Here is a 15,907-nt window from a genome sequence, read left to right as displayed (position 1 = left end):
GTGATGACCGACCGATCCTAGAGGGACATTCGCGCCGGTTTCGGCACGAATACCCTGGGTTACGGCACTACTCTCAATGGTGGACGTCGGTCAGTTCCAGTTCCCGGGGGATCCAGCACCACACCACGACGGCCGCGATCGCGACCATCAGGGCCCCGATGAGCCCCACGGCGGCGAAGGCATTGGTGAACGATTCGCCTGCCGCCTCCTGGAACCTGGTTCCCACTGACCCGGCGACCGATTCGGTGACGGCGTCACCGGCGTCCCCAGGTAGCCCCGAGCGGTAGACGACCCCGGCGATGCTGCCCAGCACGGCCACCCCGAGCACGGCCCCGATCTCGAAGGACATCTCCTCGATGGCGGCGGCCGAGCCGGCCTGGTGCACCGGTGAGCGGCCCATGATCAGTGCCGACCCGACGCCGAGGGCGGCGCCGCCGAGGCCGACCATGAAGAACGCGACGGCCAGGCCCGCGTACGGGATCGGCCGGGGCAGCAGGAAGACCGTGGCCAGGCCCGCTGCGGTGACCAGCAGGCCGGAGGTGATCACGGTGCGCACCCCGATCCGGCCGGCCAGGGCCGGGGCGAACGGCGAGCCGATCAGGCCACCCAGGGCGGTGGGCAGCAGGGCGGCCCCGGCGGCCAGCGGCGACCAGCCCTGCACCAGCTGCAGCCACTGAGAACCGACCAGCAGCAGGGCCATGAACACGGTGCTGTGCGAAAGCGCCGAGAGCACGCCGGAACGGAACACCGGGTCGGCGAAAAGACCCACCGCCAGCATGGGCTCGCTCTGCACCAGGCAGCGCCGCACGAAGGCGGCCATCGCCAGCAGGCCGGCCACCAGGACGGCCACGGTGGGCACGTCGACGCCGTACTTGCTCAGATGCTTGATGGCGTAGACGATCCCGACCATCCCGCCGACCGACAGCAGCACGCCCACCGCGTCCAGGCGCGCGGGGCGCTCGGACCGGCTCTCCGGCAGCAGGAAGATCCCGGCCACGGCGGCCACCAGCATCAGCGGCACGTTGAGCAGGAAGGCCGAGTGCCAGCTGAACACCTCCAGCAGCACGCCGGCCACGATCGGGCCGATCGCGCCGCCCAGAGAGGCCATTGCCGCCCAGATGCCCAGCGCCAGCGCCCGTTCGCCCGGCTCGGGGAACAGGGCGCGGATCAGCGAGAGCGTGGTCGGCATGATCATCGCGCCGCCGATGCCGAGGAGCACCCGCAGGGCGATGACGGCGCCGGGGGAGTCGGCGAACAGCACCAGCAGCGAGGTCAGCCCGAACACGGTGAAACCGGCCAGCAGCATGCGTTTGCGGCCCACCCGGTCGGCCAGGGCGGCCACCGGTACGAGCAGGCCGGCCAGCACCACCGGGTAGGCGTCGACGATCCACAGCTGGGAGACCAGGCTGGGCTGCAGGTCGGCGATCAGGTCGGGCAGGGCGACGTTCAGCACCGTCATGTCCATGACCACGACGAGCAGGCTGGCGGCCAGGACGGCGAGGCCGGCCCAGCGCCGCGGGGGTGACTCGATCTTCGCCACGGGGGCGGTCCGGGTGCTCATCGGGCGCGGGTCCCTTCCAGGAAGGTGACCACCACGTAGGCGTCGAGGTCCTGCCGGGCCACCCGGCCGACCGTGACCGCGTCGCGGGCGGCGACGAGGATGCCGTACACCGCGGAGGACAGCCAGCGCGGGTCGAGGTCGCTGCGCAGCAGCCCGGCCTTCTGCCCGGCGGCCAGCAGCGCCGTCTCCTGCCAGGCCAGCTCCTCGGTGCGGGCCACCAGGTCCGGGGCCACCCGCAGGTAGGGGTCGGTCAGGGCGAAGCCGAACTCGTCGTAGTCGGCCAGGTAGCGGCTGAGCACGTCGCGGATGCAGGCCTCGATCCGCCCGGCGTCGCCGGAGGCGATGGCCTCGGACACGCCGGCCTCGGCCATGCTCTGCTCCCAGCGGTTCAGGGAGCGGGTGCCCAGTTCGTGCAGCAGTTCGTCACGGGTGGAGAAGTGGCGGTGCAACGTGGCCCGGCCCACCCCGGCCGCGGCGGCCAGGTCGGCCATGGAGGCCCGGGCATCAGTGTTCAGACGGCGTACGGCCGCGGCCAGGATCGCGTCCCGGGAAGTCATGGTGAGTCCTTCGGAAGACTTGCTGAGACATCACTGTCTCATGTGAGACAGATCTGTCTCAACAAGTATTCCCGGGGCCCACCCGGGATCCACCCGGTCAGCCCCCGATGCCGCCCGAACTGCCGGACTCGCTGTTGCGGGGTGGCTCCAGGCAGGTGACCGTCCCGTCCGGCTCGTCGAGGTAGCGCTCGGTCTTCTTGGGGCAGTCCTCGTCTGTGGGCACGTTGGGGCCGCTGACGTAGTCGTGGTCCTCGGAGCAGAACACCTCCGCGAGCGGTTCGCCCTCGGCGTCCTCGTTGCCGTCGTTCGCCCAGCACACGTCGTCCACCGAGTACCCGTCCGGCGTGGTGGCGAACAGCAGGGCCCCGGCCATGATGAAGCCGGCGACCACGGTGATAGCGCCACCCACCAACCCGAGCACGCCCAGACCGATAAAGACCCCCTTGCGGCGTCGGCTCTCGGTCCGCGGGTCGATCAGCGGTTGCCAGTTGTGAGGGGGTCTCGGGCGCACGCTGCATCTTGCGGTGCAGAAGAGGCGGGTGTCTGCCCGTTTTCCGTTTCGTGACTTTTACGATCGGCCGTCCGGGTGGCGGCGTACTCGGCCAGTGCGTCGAGAAAACCGGGCGCCATCAGCCGGCGGGGCCGGAACACGGCGGTCAGCAGACCACGTACCTGCGACTGCTCCACATCGGTGCGAGCCAGTGAGTGGGCGGCCCCGGCGAACCATCTCACCTGCAGTTGCTGTGGTCCGAGGATGGAACGGTAGATCCGTTCGGTCTCGTGCGCGTCCACGTTCTGGTCATGGCCGGCCAGGACCAGCAGCACCGGCGTGCCTCGCGCCGCCAGGTCGTGCAGGGCGCAGGTGGCGTCGCTGCGAAAGTTCTTCAGCACGAAGCCCCAGCGGGCCCGGCTCATCGGCTCACCGTCCGGATCGGCGGCCAGGTAGTCGTCGTAGTCGCCGTTGCGCTCCAGAACGGCGTTGATCCGCTCTCTCTCCTTCAGCGCTGCATCAAGGTCGGCGGCCGTCGCCCGGAGGTTGAACTCGCCCTGCCGCAGCCAGTTGATCGCGGGGGAGAGCAGAACCACGAAGGAGATGCGCGGATCATCCGCCGCCACCTGCGGCACGACCCAGCCGCCCTGGCTGGCGCCCCACAACCCGACCTCGTCCGGGTTCAGCTCTGACCGCTGCCGCAACTGCCCGACCACTTGCGTCACCTCACGTGCCCGCTCGGCCTGGTCCTGGGTGAGCCAGTCGCCCTCCGATCCGCCTACCCCTGGCTTGCTCCAGGAGACCGAGGCCACCCCCGCCTTGGCCAGCGCCTCGAACTGAGGCCGGTACAGGCCGTCGTTGGTGGCCTCGACCGGCCCGTCGCCGTGCACGAACACCACCACCGGCACCGGCCCCGATCGCTGCCGCGGAAGAGTGAGCACGGCGTCCAGCTGCCCCTGCGGCCCGGTGAGGCGGATCCGGCGCTCATCCATCTCGAAGTGGTTACCCGCAACGGCGAGCCCGGTCAGAACGAGGACCACCGCCCCCAGGGCGGCCAGCCAGCGACGCATGATCTATCCTTTCAGCAACGATCGTTTCCTCGACGATAGGTCATCACATGGAGATCCGGATACACCGGGCCGTCCCCCGCGGAGCCGAGGCCGACGCGGCCCGCCTCTACGGCGACGCGTTCGGGTCGAAGTTGCGGCCAGGGCTGGGCACCGGCGCGGTCCGGGAGCGGTTCCTGGCCGCGGCACTGCGGCCCGATCGGATGGTGTGCGCGGAGGTCGACGGCGTGGTCTGCGGGGTGGTCGGGCTCAATCTCGACGGCGACGGCGCGTTCTCGATCACCTGGCGCTCCCTGCGCGAGCACTACGGCGCAAGCGCCTGGTGGCGGATGCTGCTGCTTCTGCCGCTGCACCGCGAACCCCGGAAGGGCCACCTGCTTTTGGACGGGATCGCGGTCGATGCGCGGATGCGTGGCCGTGGGGTGGGTGGCCGGCTTCTGGACGAGGTGGACCGGATCGCCGCCGAGCAGGGGTTCGACCGCATCGGTCTCTCGGTGATCGACAGCAACCCCCGGGCGCGGGCGCTGTACGAGCGGCACGGCTACTCGGCTGCGCGGACCGAGCGGGTCGGCGCGCTGGGGGATCTCTACGGTGGTTTCCGGTCGGTCACCAAGATGGTCAAGGAGGTCGGGGCGTGAGCCTGCCGGCGCGATTCGTGGTGGAGAGCCTGGTCGACGACGAGGGGACGGCCTCGCTGGCCCAGGTCTACGACGTGGGCAACGCGCTGGGCATCCCCGACCAGCCGATGCGTCTGACCGTACGGCGCATGATCGCGGCGGGAGAGTTCGTGCAGGAGGGGCGCGGGCGCGCCGGAACCCTGCGGCGCACGGCAACCGCAGATCTGACCGAGCGGCACGACGCGGCCTTCGTCGAGTTCGCAACGCGACGCGACCAGGGGCAAGAACCTTGGGACGGGTGGTGGCACCTGTTCGTCTATTCGGTACCGGAGACGGATCGCCAGTTGCGCGACGACGTCCGGCGCACCCTGGTGCGTCTGGGCGGGGCGCAGCTGCGGCCCGGCGTCTACGTCAGCGCCGACCCCTGGCAGGCGCTGGTGAACGCCGAGCTGGGGGACGCGGAGGTCAACAGCTGGACCCTGAGCACCCAGGACCTGCGCCGCGGGGAACTGCGGGAACCGGCCGAGCTGGCCGCAGCGCTCTGGCCCCTGCCCGAGATCTCCGGCCGCTACACCGCCCTACCCAGGCTCACCTCGTCCCCTGTTGGTAGTGACCGCATCGAGAACCTGCGCCGCGCGCTGGAACTGGTGGCAGCGTTCGACCAGGCCATGGCTCCCGACCCGCTGCTTCCGCCGGAGCTGCTGCCCAGCCCCTGGCCTCCGGTCGCCGCCCGGGCCGCGTTCCACCGAGCCTGGGCCGACCTGGCCGAGGCGGTGGCCGCCGAGGGGCTGCCGTTGTTCAGACGGTTCGCGGCAGGAAACTCTCCAGCAGGGTGAGCACCTGCTGCGGGTGCGTGATGGTGGGGGAGTGACCGGCGCCCGGGATCTCGTGCACCTCGCCCGCGCCCGGCATCGCCTCGCTCATCAGTTGCATGCGCGAGCGGGGCAGCGACTGGTCCTCACTGCCGCGCACCAGCAGCGCCGGGCAGGTGATCTCGCCCAGGCGCCCCGACACGTCGTCCCGTTCCAGCAGGCACTGCGCCGCCGCGCCGAGCGGAAGGCTGTAGTGCCGCTGCCAGTTGCGGATCCAGGCGTGCGCGGCCGGGTGCTCGCCGATGAGCTGGCGGGACAACGGCACCACGATGCCCTCGACCGGCCCGTGCTCGGCCAGCCCGGCGAACATCCCGGCGTAGACCACCTTGTCGTGCGGGTCGCAGGCCTGCGCCTCGGTGTCGAGGAGCACCAGGCCCCGCACCCGCTGCGGGGCCAGCAGCGCCACCCGCAGAGCGGTGAACCCGCCCTGGCTCACCCCACCGACCACCGCCTGAGGCACCTTCAGCGCGTCCAGCAGGCCCAGGACGTCGCGCGCCTGGTCCCAGTAGTCGAACGGGCTCTCGCCCTCGGGGGAGTTGCCGTGGCCGCGCGCGTCCCAGGCGATGATCCGCCAGCTGTGCGCCAGGGACGACTCGAAAACGGCCGAGAACATGGTGCGGTCGAGGAAGTAGCCGTGGCCGAGCACGAGCGTGGGGGCCGTGGAGGGACGGCTCGGGGCGCTGTCGGTGTACGAGAAGGTCCGGCCGCCGACGGTGATCTCGCGGGTCTCCATCCGGTCAGGCTACGACTACTTGAAACGGCCGGTGAAGGCGAACAGGGGCTCCTGCTCGGGACGCACGATCACCAGCGGCGAACAGGCCCGGTGAGCCACCTCGGCGGCCACGATGCCGCAGCGGTCCTCACCCACCACGAGCAGGCTGGCGGTGAGCGACTCGGCGATCAGCACGTCGTCGGCCCGCCCGGCGATCACCCGGGTGCTGACCGGCAGCGGGCTGGTCGCGGCCCGCAGCGGTTCGGCGATCGACTCCAGCCAGTGCGCCGTGCTGATCAGGACCTCGGGTGAGGGTGCGGCCGCCCGCGGCGCACCGGCCGGCCGGGGTGGCATCCGCAGCGCGTGGACCAGGACCAGCGGAAGGTGACGGGCCCGGGCCTCGTCGGCGGCCTTACGGGCGACCAGGACGTTGGACGGTGTCAGGTCGATCCCCGCGACGACCCGGTATCTGCGCCCTATCTCGGCAGACATTCAATTCCCCCAGTGAATGATGCGTGAGGAGGACGGTACTCGGTCTACCCGAAGGTAAGAAGCACTTTTCTTGAACCTCGCAGAAAAAGCCGGGTCACGGGCGTGCTGTGAGTTTCGGGATAAGTGAAAACCCCTAGTCCGAAAAGGCTGTTCAGAGCGACGCTCGGACCGCAGCGGTCATTTCTTCGCGGGTGAGTGGAAGAGGATTCGCTTTCGTTGAAGAAGCGGCCAGTGCGCCGTCCACCAGTTCGTCCACGTCGTCCTCGCGCAGCCCCAGTTCGGCCAGACCCGGCACGCCCAGAGCCTGGACCAGTTCGCCCAGCGCGGCCACCGCCGGCTCGGCCCCCGCCTCCTCCGAGCCGGTGACCAGCGGCCCGAGCGCGGCGAAACGGGCCTGCACGGCCGGATCGGGAGCGCGGCGCAGGGCGGCCAGATCAGCCTCCAGAACCGCCGGGAGGAAGGCCGCGCACAGAGCGCCGTGCGGAGCACCGAGCATGCCGCCCGCCACCCCGGCCAGGCCGTGCACCGCGCCGAGCCCCGCATTCGCCAGCGCCACGCCACCCAGCAGCGAGGCCAGGGCCAGGTCGGCGCGCACGGCCGGATCGTCGGTGCCCTCGTGCGCCGCTCGCGGCAGGGCCCGCAGCGAGGCCGCCAGCCCCTGCCGGGCCAGCGCGTCGGTGACCGGGTTGGCCCGGCACGAGATCAGCGGTTCGACCAGCTGCACCAGGGCGTCCAGACCGCCGTGCACCAGGGGGGTGCGCGGAAGGCCTTGCAGGAGATCGGGATCCACCACCGCGGCGCGGGCCAGCATCGCCGGGGAGCGCAGGCTGACCTTGACCCGCCCGGCGGTGAGCACGGCGTTGCGGGTGACCTCGGAACCTGTGCCGGCCGTGGTCGGGACGGCCACCCACGGCAGCACCGGGCCGGACAGCGGACGGCCCTGGCCCACCACCTCCAGGTGCTCCAGCGGGTCGCCGTTGTGCACGAGCGCGGCCACGGCCTTGGCGGTGTCCAGGGCCGAGCCGCCGCCCACGCCGAGCACCGCCCCGACCCCGCCGCTGCGGGCCTGGGCCACGGCGGCCTGCACCGACTCGACCGACGGCTCACCCCCGGCCCGCACGGTGACCGTGCTGCGGCCGGCCTGCTCCAGACGCTCCCGCAGGGGCGCGGCGTGGCGGTCGGAGGCACCGGTGACCAGCAGCACCCCCTGGTCGCCCGCGGCCTCACCGGCCAGATCGGCGGCCTCGGCTGCGCGTCCGGCGCCGAAACGCACGTCACCGGGCAGAGTCAGGGCGAAGCTGTTGAACACGGATCACCTCGGGGGTGGGAAATGCGGCCACGGTCGGACCGCCACGCTACCGAGCGGCGACCTGCGCCCTCACACCGTGGTGGAGCGGCCCAGGTAGGTCACGGTGGGACCGCCGACCGGGAGCTCCTGGAAGCCCAGCCGCTCGTAGAAGAGCCGGGCGCTGGTGTTGGTAGGAGCCATGCCCAGGTGCACCGCCGGCGCCCCGGCCTCGCGCACAGCGCCCAGGAACCGGTGGATCAGCTGCCGCCCGAAGCCCTGCCCCTGAACCTGCGGCAGAAGGTCGATGTGCAGGTGCGCGGGGTGGTTCTCCAGGCCGGGCTCGAGCATCCGCTGCGGATTCAGGCCCAGTTCCAGCAGCCAGCGGTCGGTCTCCGCGTACGGTTCGGGGTAACGCCGACGCAGATGAGGCACCCAGGAGGTGGCATAGCTCTGCACGAACGCCGGGGTGTCGGCCGTGCCCAGCACGTAGCCCACCGGCTGCCCGGCGTCTTCCAGGACGAACGCGAACCGCGGTTCCAGCGTGACGTAGGGCGCCGCGAAACAGTCGCCCATCAACTCGTCGCTGCTGTACTGCCCCCGGGCGTCGCCCCCCGCGTCGCCGGTGCGCACGCAGATGTCCTGGACGGCGGGCAGGTCTTCGGGCCGGTACGGGCGGATGTTCGGCACGGGCCCGAGCCTAGGGCTTGTCCGGGCGAAGTGTGACCTTCGCCCCTGACCCGGCGAGAAGTTCCGAAGCACAATGAAACAGGTGGCACGGAGGGAGCTGACCATGACGTACTCCGAACGTAAGACCGTGGTGGGGCACGACGGGACGCCCGCAGCAGCGGCAGCCCTCGACTGGGCGGCCGCAGACGCAGCCCGCCGGGGCTCGGAACTCCTCGTGATGCAGACCGACGAACGCGGCTGGGCCGACGCGCTGGCCCGGGTACGGCGCCTCGCCCCGGAAGTGCCGGTCACCCTGACCGGTACCGGCCGCTCGCTGGCCGAGGCCTCGGGCCGGGCCGAGATGATCGTGCTGGGCGCCCCGGCCGCCGGCTCGCCCCAGGCCACGGTCGTCTCCGAGGTGGTGGCCCGGGCCGGCTGCCCGGTCGTGGTGGTCCGCCCGGACGAGCCCGGCCCGGCCAGCGGCCTGCCGGTCTCCGTGGGCTACGACGGCTCGGCCTGCGCCGAGCGCGCGCTCTCGTTCGCGGCCGAGCGCGCCGCCCAGTGGCAGGTGCCCCTGGTGGTGGTCGTGGCTCAGGCTCCTCTGACGGCCGACCCGCAGACCCTGGGGGCGCAGGCGGCCGCCTGGGTGCTGCGCCGCCACCCCGGGCTTGAGGTGCGCCACGAGGTGGCCGAGGGCGAGGCAGTACCGGCCCTGGCCGCCGCCTCCCGTGGCTGCGGACTGATCGTGGTCGGCAGCCGAGGGCGCGCCCTGGCCGCAGGTGTGCTCGACAGCTCGGTCGGCGACGGGCTGATCTCGCGCTCACAAAGCCCGCTCGCCGTCGTCCACTGATCCAACGGTCCTACCCCGCAGGTGAACGCCCGCGCCGCAGGTTCTTCTCCGCGTAGAGAGCCTCGTCGGCGCGGGCGTTGAGCAGGGCCGGGGCCTCGCCGACCTGACGCACGGCATACCCGGCGCTGAAGCCCACTCCCTCGGGCGCGGACCAGACGGATGCGAGCCGCTCCAGGACCGCCCGGGCCACCGCGCCGTCGCCCCGGGCGATCACCGCGAACTCGTCCCCGCCGAAGCGGCAGACCAGGTCGGTGTCGCGCACCGATCCGGCCAGGGCGGCGGCGAAGGCGCGCAGCACCCGGTCCCCGGCCGGGTGACCCTGACTGTCGTTGAGCGCCTTGAACTTGTCCAGGTCGAACAGCACCAGCACGGCGTCGTCGGCCAGGCACTGCAGGGCCTGCTCGAACGCCCGCCGGTTGCCCACCCCGGTGAGCGAGTCGGTCATCGCCGCCCGGTCCAGCTCCTCCACCTGCCGGACCCGTTCCAGCACCGGCCCGGCCTGGATCGAGAGCAGCTCGATCACCTGGTCGGTGAAGTGGTCGAGGTCGGACACCGGCCGGGTCCACCAGATCACCATCACCCCGACCAGCCGGTCGCCGACCAGGATGGGGACGTACAGCAGCGAACGCGCCGACACCCGGGCCACGTACTGACGCGAGACCAGCGGACTGCTCAGGGCGTCGGCCACGTACAGGTGGCGCCGAGAGCGCGCGGCAACGGCAGCGCCCGAAGGGTCGGTGCCGACCGACAGCCGCACTCCGGAGAAGTCGGCCCCGATCCCCGCGCCGCCCCGGGCGACCAGGTCGTCGGCCGGCGGCCCGGAGTCACCCGCCCCGAAGCCCGGGATCGGCCGCTCCGAGACCATCGTGAACACCCCGTCGGCGCGCAGCACGTGCATCGCCAGCTCGCTGATCAGCCGGGCCGCGTCCGACTCGGTCTGCGCCTGCAGCAGTGGTCGCAGCCCGGCGTGCAGCTGTTCCAGATCGCTGCGCTGGCGCTTCTGCGTCCAGATGGCCGCCGCGATCATCTCCCCGATCACCCCGGCGAACAGGATCGTGCCCACCAGTTCGACCAGGTGCTCCTGCTGCCTACCCAGCCCGGCCACCACCCCCAGCAGGGCCAGGTTCAGCGCGGTCAGCGCGGTGGTGCGCCCCGGCCGCAGCACCAGCCCGGCGTAGCCCAGGCTCAGCATGTAGACCGGCTGGTAGTGCCCGAGCACGCCGGGCAGCCCCTCGCCGAAGTTGAGCAGGAACGCGCTGGGCAGCACCGGCCAGATCAGCACCGAGTCGCGGAACCGGTGCCAGGGCAGCAGGAGCAGAGTCAGGCCGAGGACGGCGACCCCGGCCACGATCAGCAGCTGCGGCAGCCGGGCCTGCTCGTTCTCCCAGGTCTGAACGGTGACACAGGCGGCGTAGACGTCCGCGGCCAGGTAGAGCGCACCGGCCAGGCGGCCCTTGCGCGTGCGCTGGGCGTCCTCGTCCAGCCCGGGCACCAGCCAGGTCCGCAACCAGCGGGAGGCCCACCAGGCCCAGGACCGGCTGCGCTCGTTCTGCACACCGGTTCATCGGCCGCTCCCGCCCCGGGATCAAGCCGGGGGACTAGGATCCGGCAGGTGTTCGTGAAGATCTGTGGCATCCGTGACCTGGACACGGCGCGGGTGGCGGTGCAGGCCGGCGCCGACGCGATCGGCTTCGTGCACCACCCGGCCAGCCCCCGGCACATCGAGGCGGCCGGGATCCGGGCCGTCCTCGAGGGGCTGGACGACCAGGCCGTCGAGACCGTCCTGGTGGTGCGCCGGCTCCCCGTCGAGCAGGTGCTGAAGGTGGCGCACGACAGCGGCGTGGCCACCGTGCAGTTCCACGGCGGCGAGAGCGACGAAGACCTGCAACGGGCCGTCAGCGAGGGGTTCTCGGTGATCCGCGCCCTCTCCCTCACCGAGTACGCGAGCAGCTCACCGACGTCCTCGATCAGTGCCCGTCTGATGCTCGACGCGCCGGAACCCGGCCAGGGGCAACTGATCGACGCCGAGGAGTTCACCACCCGGCCCGCCGAGCCGTGGATCCTGGCCGGCGGGCTCACCGTCGAGAACGTGCGGGCCCAGATCCGGCACCTACGACCCGGCGGGGTGGACGTCTCCAGCGGCGTCGAGTCCTCGCGTGGGGTGAAGGACCACGCGAAGATCGCGGCCTTCGTGCAGAACGCCCGCAGCTAAACGCTATCGCGCCCGAACCGGCGGATCTTGGCGAACATGTCCTCCAGCAGGAACCGCACGTCGATCGACTCGGCCACCCGGACCGGATGACCGGCCCCGGCCACGTAGGAGCCCGACGGGTCGAACCGGGGTGCGGGGCGCTCGCGGAAACTGCCCCCTCCCGGGAACAGCATCAGTGCGACAACGGGTGAGTCGCCCAGGGTGCGTGACTCGATCGGGGCCGGATGGTGGGCGGTGTTCCACTCCACGAGCTGGTCGATCAGGTAGTCGGCGAGCGGGCTGGTGCCCCGGATCTTCTCCTCAAGTTCGGCGTACCCGACCGAGACCTGGGCGAAGACGTTCCGGGGGATCTGCCACACCGTGATCCCCGAGTCGAAGACCACGTTGGCCGCAGCTATGTCGTTGCCCAGGTTGAACTCCCGGCCGGGCCACGCGTCCACCCCGTCGTATCCGGGCCCGCCGATCCACAGCACCACCACCGGCCGCTGGGTGATCGCCGGGTCCAGAAGGATCGCCGAGGCCATGTCGGTCAGCGGGCCGAGAAAGCCCACGTAGAGCGGATCCTCCTCGGATGCGAGCAGGCTCTCCTCGATGATCAGCCGGGCGCCGGGGCTGTCCTGGGGCGTGTGCTCGTCGGTCAGCGCGTGGGCGGCCCCGTTCGCCACCGGGGTGTCCAGATCCACGAGATGCAGCAGGCGGTCGATCTCCTCCCGCGACTCCTCCATGCTGCGCGTGCTGCGGTGCTCGCCGAAATGGGCCGGGATCAGCCCTCGCACGTCCAGCGAGGGGGAGAGCAGGGCGTGGACGATCGCGAACTGGTCGTCGGCCTCGTTCTTGGCGTCGGTGTCGAGAATGACGCGGCGGCGTTTCATGGCACTCCCTGCAACGGTGGCGGACATGAGCAGTACGAGTCTTTCGCACCGGCGGCTGCGCCGGACGAGCGACCCCACCCGGCGCTCAGCACGGATCTCACTACCCTGGAGAACGTGAACCCGAGCCACAGCCGGAGCAACCACGTAGTGGTGATCGGTCAGCGAGCCGGCCAGGCGGCCGCCGCGGCGACCTTCCTGGGCGGACCCGGGGTGACCCTGCTCGGTTGCGTCGAGTCGGTCCGACAGAAGACGTCGGTGCTGGAGGAACTGCGCGGGTTGCCGGTCGAGGTCGGTCACCTCCGGCTCGCCTCCGGCCCGGAAGACGCGCTGCGGCCCGACGACGTGTGCGGGGACGACGTGGCCGGAGCCGACGTGCTCCTGGTGGGGATGGACATTCCACCGGAAACAGCTCGGGCGGCAATGTATTACACGCGCGGCAAGGTGATCCTCGACCCCACGCCGGCGGCCGGGCAGCCGCCCGCGGCCCAGCACATCGAGGCCCTGGCCCCGTTCGTCCACGTCATGGTGCCCGACGCCCTGACCGTGGCCGCGCTCGACGTGGCCAACCCCTTCGACGCCGAGATCTACCAGCAGGCCGGTGATCTGGCCGAGCGGCTGCGGGTCAACGTGGTGGTCCCGCCCGGCCCGGCCGAGGAGGCCGGCGACTGCTTCCGTGGGGTGCTGGCCCTGCTGCTGGCCGAGAAGACGCCGCTGCCCGAGGCGGTCCGGATCGCCGTGCGGGCCGCCTCGGTGGCCACCATCACCGGAAAGCTCCCGGCCCGCAGCGAGACTCTCTCGGCCAGCTGACCTTCAGCTGAGGATCACCAGCTGCCGGGTGGCCCGGGTCATCGAGACGTAGCGGTCGACCGCTCCCTCGATGCCCTCGCCGAACCGGTCCGGGTCGACCAGCACCACCAGGTCGAACTCCAGGCCCTTGGCCAGCGTGGGGGTGAGTGAGCGCACCCGCGGCCCCGGCCGGAACCGGGGATCGCCGATCACGCAGGCCGTGCCCTCGTGGTGCTCGGCCAGCCACTGCTCCACCACGTCGGGCAGGTCGCCGGCGTCGCCGAAGACCACCGGCAGCCCGCTGCTGCGGATCGAGGTGGGCACGTTCGCGTCCGGCAGAGCGGCCCGGATCACCGGCTCGGCCTGGGCCATCACCTCTTCCGGGGTGCGGTAGTTGATGCTCAGCGAGGCGATCGCGACCCGGTCCAGCCCGACCCGGGCCAGCCGCTCGGCCCACGGCTCGGTGAAGCCGTGCCGGGCCTGGGCCCGGTCGCCGACGATGGTGAAGCTGCGGGAAGGGTTGCGCAGCAGCAGCATCTGCCACTGGGCGTCGGTGAGCTCCTGGGCCTCGTCCACCACGATGTGGGCGAACGGCCCGGCGAGATCGGCGATGTCGTCCGGCCGGGCGGCCGGCAGCGCCGCCTCGTCGACCAGGGCCTCCTGCAGGTCGCTGCCCTTGAGGATGATCATCGTGTCGTCGGCGTCGTCCAGCGCGTCCAGGATCTCGAAGACCACGCCGGCGCGTTCCTGGCGCTGCGCCTCGGCCGCCGCCTCGGTGCGCCGCCGCCGGCTCGCGGTCTGCGGGTCGCCCAGGCGCTGGCGGGCCGCGTCCAGGAAGGGCAGGTCCTCCTCGGTCCAGGCCTGCCCGTCCTTGCGCTGCAGCAGCCGGACCTGCTCGGTGCTCAGCCAGGGGGCGCAACGGCGCAGGTAGGCCGGCACCGTCCAGAGGTCGGCGACCAGTTCGGTGGGCTCCAGCGTGGGCCAGGCCCGGTTCAGCGTCGTCATCAGTTCCTGGTTGCGCTGCAGCCAGCGCCGCAGCGCCGGGGCCGAGACCTCGGTGCCGTCCTCCTGCTGGTCGTGCTGATCGGCCACCAGCGTGACCAGTTCGTCGAGGATCAGGTCGGGCGCCTCGTTGTGCGGCGTGCCCGGCGAGATCGATCCCAACGCGGCCGCCCAGTCCGCGGCACTGAGCCACAGATCCTCGACCCACGGCGAGCTCACCGACAGGCCCTTACTCGGCGGGGTGACGTAGAACCGCACCGCGGCGTCGATCACCTCCACCACCTTGGCCGTCGACTTCAGCCGCCCCACCTCCGGATCCCGCTCCGGCTTCGCCGTCGCCCCCTCCGGCACCAGATCGCGCAACGTGCACGTGCGCACCCCGTCCTCACCCAGACTGGGCAGAACGTCGCCCACATAGTCCAGGTAGGGCTGGTGCGGCCCGACGAACAACACCCCGCCCCGCCGGTGCCCCAGCCTGGGATCCGAATACAGCAGGTAGGCCGTGCGGTGCAGCGCCACCACCGTCTTCCCCGTGCCCGGCCCGCCGTCCACCACCAGCGCCCCGCGCGACCCGGCCCGGATGATCGCGTCCTGATCGGCCTGGATCGTGCCCAGCACGTCGCGCATCCGCGGGGAACGGGTGCTGCCCAGGCTGGCGATGAACGCCGACTGGTCGTCCAGTGCCGCGTTGCCCTCGAACGCCTCCGGGTCGAACACCTCGTCCCAGTAGTCGGTGATCCGTCCGCGCGTCCACCGGTAACGCCGGCGACTCGCCAGCCCCATCGGGTTGCCGTGCGTGGCCCCGAAGAACGGTTCGGCCACCGGCGAGCGCCAGTCGTGCAGCAGGCGGTGCCCGTTCCGGTCGGTCAGCCCCAGCCGCCCCACGTACATGGGCTCCTGCCCCTCTGGGCTTTCGGTCACCATCCGGCCCAGGCACAGGTCCAGCCCGAACCGTCGCAACGTGCGCAGCCGGCTGGTGAGCCGGTGCACCTCCTGGTCGCGGTCGAAGGCCCGCTGCCCCTTCCCGGCCGGCGCTCTGCGCTCGGCTTCCAGGCGCTCGGACAGTTCGGCGATCGACTGCTCGAGGGTGCTCGCGATCGCCGCGAAGTGTTTCTCGTCCGCCCCGATCAGATCGGGACGGGCCTTGGTGTGCAGGTCGGCGGGCAGATCGAAGGCTTTCACGGTCGAAGATTCTGCGCCGCGAACAGGGCCTTGCCGCAAGCCCCCCACTGCGCTATAACGTAGTTAGTGGCGGGGGAACCCGCCTTTTCTTTTGCCCGCAAACCGGCACCGTCGCGACACTATGGCGGTATGGACACATCCGCCCCGGTACCCCTGTGGTTGCTGGACTTCGACGGCGTGATCAACGGCAGCCGCGCCGGGTGGAGCGCCGCCCCGCACTCGAAGTGGCTGCAGGCGGCCGACCGCGCCTACCTCGTGCGCTACAGCCCAGCCCTGGTCAGCCGGATCCGGGGCCTGGTCACCTCCGGCGCGGTGGAGCTGCGCTGGTCCACCACCTGGGTGGACGACATTGCCCAGGTGAACAAGGAACTGGGCTTTCCGCCCGAACTCGCAGGGGTGGCCTTCACTCTGCCGCACGGCGTGGACACCACCCGGGAGCAGGTCAGCGCCCTGAAGATCGAGGCGGCCCGGAAGGCAGCTGCCGATGGGCGGGCCGTGATCTGGACCGACGACGAGGTCATCCCGGCCGACGGCCCGGTGCGTGAGGAACTCGAGGCCGCCGGTGCGCTGCTCATCGTCCCGAACAGCAAGCGCTGCCTGCGGCCCACCGACCTGGACACCATCGAGAAGTACCTGCACACCCGGTAGGTCGAGCGATTGGTAAAAAGTCCGCTTTGTGCG

General features: G+C 71.5%; 17 protein-coding genes. 6 read left to right on the top strand and 11 right to left on the bottom strand.

Annotated elements, in window-relative coordinates:
• Nucleotides 1–73 precede the first annotated feature (73 nt).
• From QSK18_RS19805 to QSK18_RS19790, 4 genes are all read right to left on the bottom strand, one after another.
• Entirely contained in the window at nucleotides 74–1,561 is a 1,488-nt protein-coding gene (locus QSK18_RS19805; RefSeq protein WP_285621534.1) for an MFS transporter, read from the bottom strand.
• Nucleotides 1,558–2,118, bottom strand: coding sequence for a TetR/AcrR family transcriptional regulator (locus QSK18_RS19800; protein ID WP_232809517.1), 561 nt, complete (start codon nucleotides 2,116–2,118; stop codon nucleotides 1,558–1,560). The genes QSK18_RS19805 and QSK18_RS19800 overlap by 4 nt, the downstream gene beginning before the upstream one ends.
• Nucleotides 2,119–2,215: 97 nt before the next feature.
• On the bottom strand, nucleotides 2,216–2,629 hold the full coding sequence (locus QSK18_RS19795; RefSeq protein WP_285621529.1) for a hypothetical protein: 414 nt from the start codon (nucleotides 2,627–2,629) through the stop codon (nucleotides 2,216–2,218).
• Complete coding sequence (locus tag QSK18_RS19790) at nucleotides 2,593–3,678, bottom strand: alpha/beta hydrolase family protein (protein ID WP_285621526.1); 1,086 nt, start codon at nucleotides 3,676–3,678, stop codon at nucleotides 2,593–2,595. Before QSK18_RS19790 ends, QSK18_RS19795 begins: the two co-directional genes overlap by 37 nt.
• Nucleotides 3,679–3,725: 47 nt before the next feature.
• Here QSK18_RS19790 and QSK18_RS19785 point away from each other — a divergent pair, with 47 nt between their 5' ends.
• The gene (locus QSK18_RS19785) at nucleotides 3,726–4,313 is read left to right on the top strand and encodes a GNAT family N-acetyltransferase (protein ID WP_232809520.1); all 588 of its coding nucleotides are present in this window, start codon (nucleotides 3,726–3,728) and stop codon (nucleotides 4,311–4,313) included.
• Nucleotides 4,310–5,128 (top strand): PaaX family transcriptional regulator C-terminal domain-containing protein, encoded by an 819-nt coding sequence (locus QSK18_RS19780; protein ID WP_232809521.1) that lies wholly within the window; start codon nucleotides 4,310–4,312, stop codon nucleotides 5,126–5,128. The genes QSK18_RS19785 and QSK18_RS19780 overlap by 4 nt, the downstream gene beginning before the upstream one ends.
• On the opposite strand, the gene QSK18_RS19775 is transcribed toward QSK18_RS19780, so the two are convergent.
• From QSK18_RS19775 to QSK18_RS19760, 4 genes are all read right to left on the bottom strand, one after another.
• On the bottom strand, nucleotides 5,091–5,897 hold the full coding sequence (locus tag QSK18_RS19775; RefSeq protein ID WP_285621521.1) for an alpha/beta fold hydrolase: 807 nt from the start codon (nucleotides 5,895–5,897) through the stop codon (nucleotides 5,091–5,093). The two genes, QSK18_RS19780 and QSK18_RS19775, sit on opposite strands and share 38 nt — an antisense overlap.
• Nucleotides 5,898–5,912: 15 nt before the next feature.
• The gene (locus tag QSK18_RS19770) at nucleotides 5,913–6,368 is read right to left on the bottom strand and encodes a universal stress protein (protein WP_232809523.1); all 456 of its coding nucleotides are present in this window, start codon (nucleotides 6,366–6,368) and stop codon (nucleotides 5,913–5,915) included.
• Nucleotides 6,369–6,519: 151 nt separating this feature from the next.
• On the bottom strand, nucleotides 6,520–7,677 hold the full coding sequence (locus QSK18_RS19765) for an iron-containing alcohol dehydrogenase (protein WP_232809524.1): 1,158 nt from the start codon (nucleotides 7,675–7,677) through the stop codon (nucleotides 6,520–6,522).
• A 69-nt stretch (nucleotides 7,678–7,746) separates the two neighbouring features.
• On the bottom strand, nucleotides 7,747–8,343 hold the full coding sequence (locus QSK18_RS19760) for a GNAT family N-acetyltransferase (protein ID WP_285621519.1): 597 nt from the start codon (nucleotides 8,341–8,343) through the stop codon (nucleotides 7,747–7,749).
• A 103-nt stretch (nucleotides 8,344–8,446) separates the two neighbouring features.
• Between QSK18_RS19760 and QSK18_RS19755 the strand changes: the two genes are divergently transcribed.
• Nucleotides 8,447–9,172: a universal stress protein gene (locus QSK18_RS19755; RefSeq protein ID WP_285621517.1), complete on the top strand. Its 726-nt coding sequence runs from the start codon at nucleotides 8,447–8,449 to the stop codon at nucleotides 9,170–9,172.
• A gap of 10 nt (nucleotides 9,173–9,182) precedes the next feature.
• Here QSK18_RS19755 and QSK18_RS19750 read toward each other — a convergent pair whose 3' ends face one another.
• Complete coding sequence (locus QSK18_RS19750) at nucleotides 9,183–10,727, bottom strand: sensor domain-containing diguanylate cyclase (RefSeq protein ID WP_285621515.1); 1,545 nt, start codon at nucleotides 10,725–10,727, stop codon at nucleotides 9,183–9,185.
• Between the two features lie 57 nt (nucleotides 10,728–10,784).
• Here QSK18_RS19750 and QSK18_RS19745 point away from each other — a divergent pair, with 57 nt between their 5' ends.
• Nucleotides 10,785–11,384 (top strand): phosphoribosylanthranilate isomerase, encoded by a 600-nt coding sequence (locus tag QSK18_RS19745; protein WP_285621512.1) that lies wholly within the window; start codon nucleotides 10,785–10,787, stop codon nucleotides 11,382–11,384.
• Here QSK18_RS19745 and QSK18_RS19740 read toward each other — a convergent pair.
• Nucleotides 11,381–12,256: a nucleoside hydrolase gene (locus QSK18_RS19740; protein WP_285621509.1), complete on the bottom strand. Its 876-nt coding sequence runs from the start codon at nucleotides 12,254–12,256 to the stop codon at nucleotides 11,381–11,383. The genes QSK18_RS19745 and QSK18_RS19740 overlap by 4 nt on opposite strands.
• A 114-nt stretch (nucleotides 12,257–12,370) precedes the next feature.
• Between QSK18_RS19740 and QSK18_RS19735 the strand changes: the two genes are divergently transcribed.
• Nucleotides 12,371–13,063, top strand: a complete 693-nt coding sequence (locus QSK18_RS19735) for a carbohydrate kinase family protein (protein WP_232809530.1) — start codon at nucleotides 12,371–12,373, stop codon at nucleotides 13,061–13,063.
• Between the two features lie 3 nt (nucleotides 13,064–13,066).
• Here the strand turns inward: QSK18_RS19735 and helR are convergent, their stop codons facing one another.
• Nucleotides 13,067–15,226: an RNA polymerase recycling motor ATPase HelR gene (gene helR / locus QSK18_RS19730; RefSeq protein WP_285621505.1), complete on the bottom strand. Its 2,160-nt coding sequence runs from the start codon at nucleotides 15,224–15,226 to the stop codon at nucleotides 13,067–13,069.
• A 129-nt stretch (nucleotides 15,227–15,355) separates the two neighbouring features.
• On the opposite strand from helR, the gene QSK18_RS19725 reads away from it, so the two are divergent.
• The gene (locus tag QSK18_RS19725; protein ID WP_232809532.1) at nucleotides 15,356–15,874 is read left to right on the top strand and encodes an HAD domain-containing protein; all 519 of its coding nucleotides are present in this window, start codon (nucleotides 15,356–15,358) and stop codon (nucleotides 15,872–15,874) included.
• Nucleotides 15,875–15,907 lie beyond the last annotated feature (33 nt).

It is taken from the genome of Kineosporia sp. NBRC 101677, from assembly GCF_030269265.1.
Classification (GTDB): Bacteria; Actinomycetota; Actinomycetes; order Actinomycetales; family Kineosporiaceae; genus Kineosporia; species Kineosporia rhizophila.
This window is presented reverse-complemented; position numbering and strand designations above follow the sequence as displayed.

Bases quoted from the DNA above. Each gene is read 5' to 3' on its own strand.
- QSK18_RS19805 (WP_285621534.1), bottom strand. From the start codon at position 1,561: ATGAGCACCCGGACCGCCCCCGTGGCGAAGATCGAGTCACCCCCGCGG.
- QSK18_RS19800 (WP_232809517.1), bottom strand. From the start codon at position 2,118: ATGACTTCCCGGGACGCGATCCTGGCCGCGGCCGTACGCCGTCTGAAC.
- QSK18_RS19790 (WP_285621526.1), bottom strand. From the start codon at position 3,678: ATGCGTCGCTGGCTGGCCGCCCTGGGGGCGGTGGTCCTCGTTCTGACC.
- QSK18_RS19785 (WP_232809520.1), top strand. From the start codon at position 3,726: ATGGAGATCCGGATACACCGGGCCGTCCCCCGCGGAGCCGAGGCCGAC.
- QSK18_RS19775 (WP_285621521.1), bottom strand. From the start codon at position 5,897: ATGGAGACCCGCGAGATCACCGTCGGCGGCCGGACCTTCTCGTACACC.
- QSK18_RS19770 (WP_232809523.1), bottom strand. From the start codon at position 6,368: ATGTCTGCCGAGATAGGGCGCAGATACCGGGTCGTCGCGGGGATCGAC.
- QSK18_RS19755 (WP_285621517.1), top strand. From the start codon at position 8,447: ATGACGTACTCCGAACGTAAGACCGTGGTGGGGCACGACGGGACGCCC.
- QSK18_RS19740 (WP_285621509.1), bottom strand. From the start codon at position 12,256: ATGAAACGCCGCCGCGTCATTCTCGACACCGACGCCAAGAACGAGGCC.
- QSK18_RS19725 (WP_232809532.1), top strand. From the start codon at position 15,356: ATGGACACATCCGCCCCGGTACCCCTGTGGTTGCTGGACTTCGACGGC.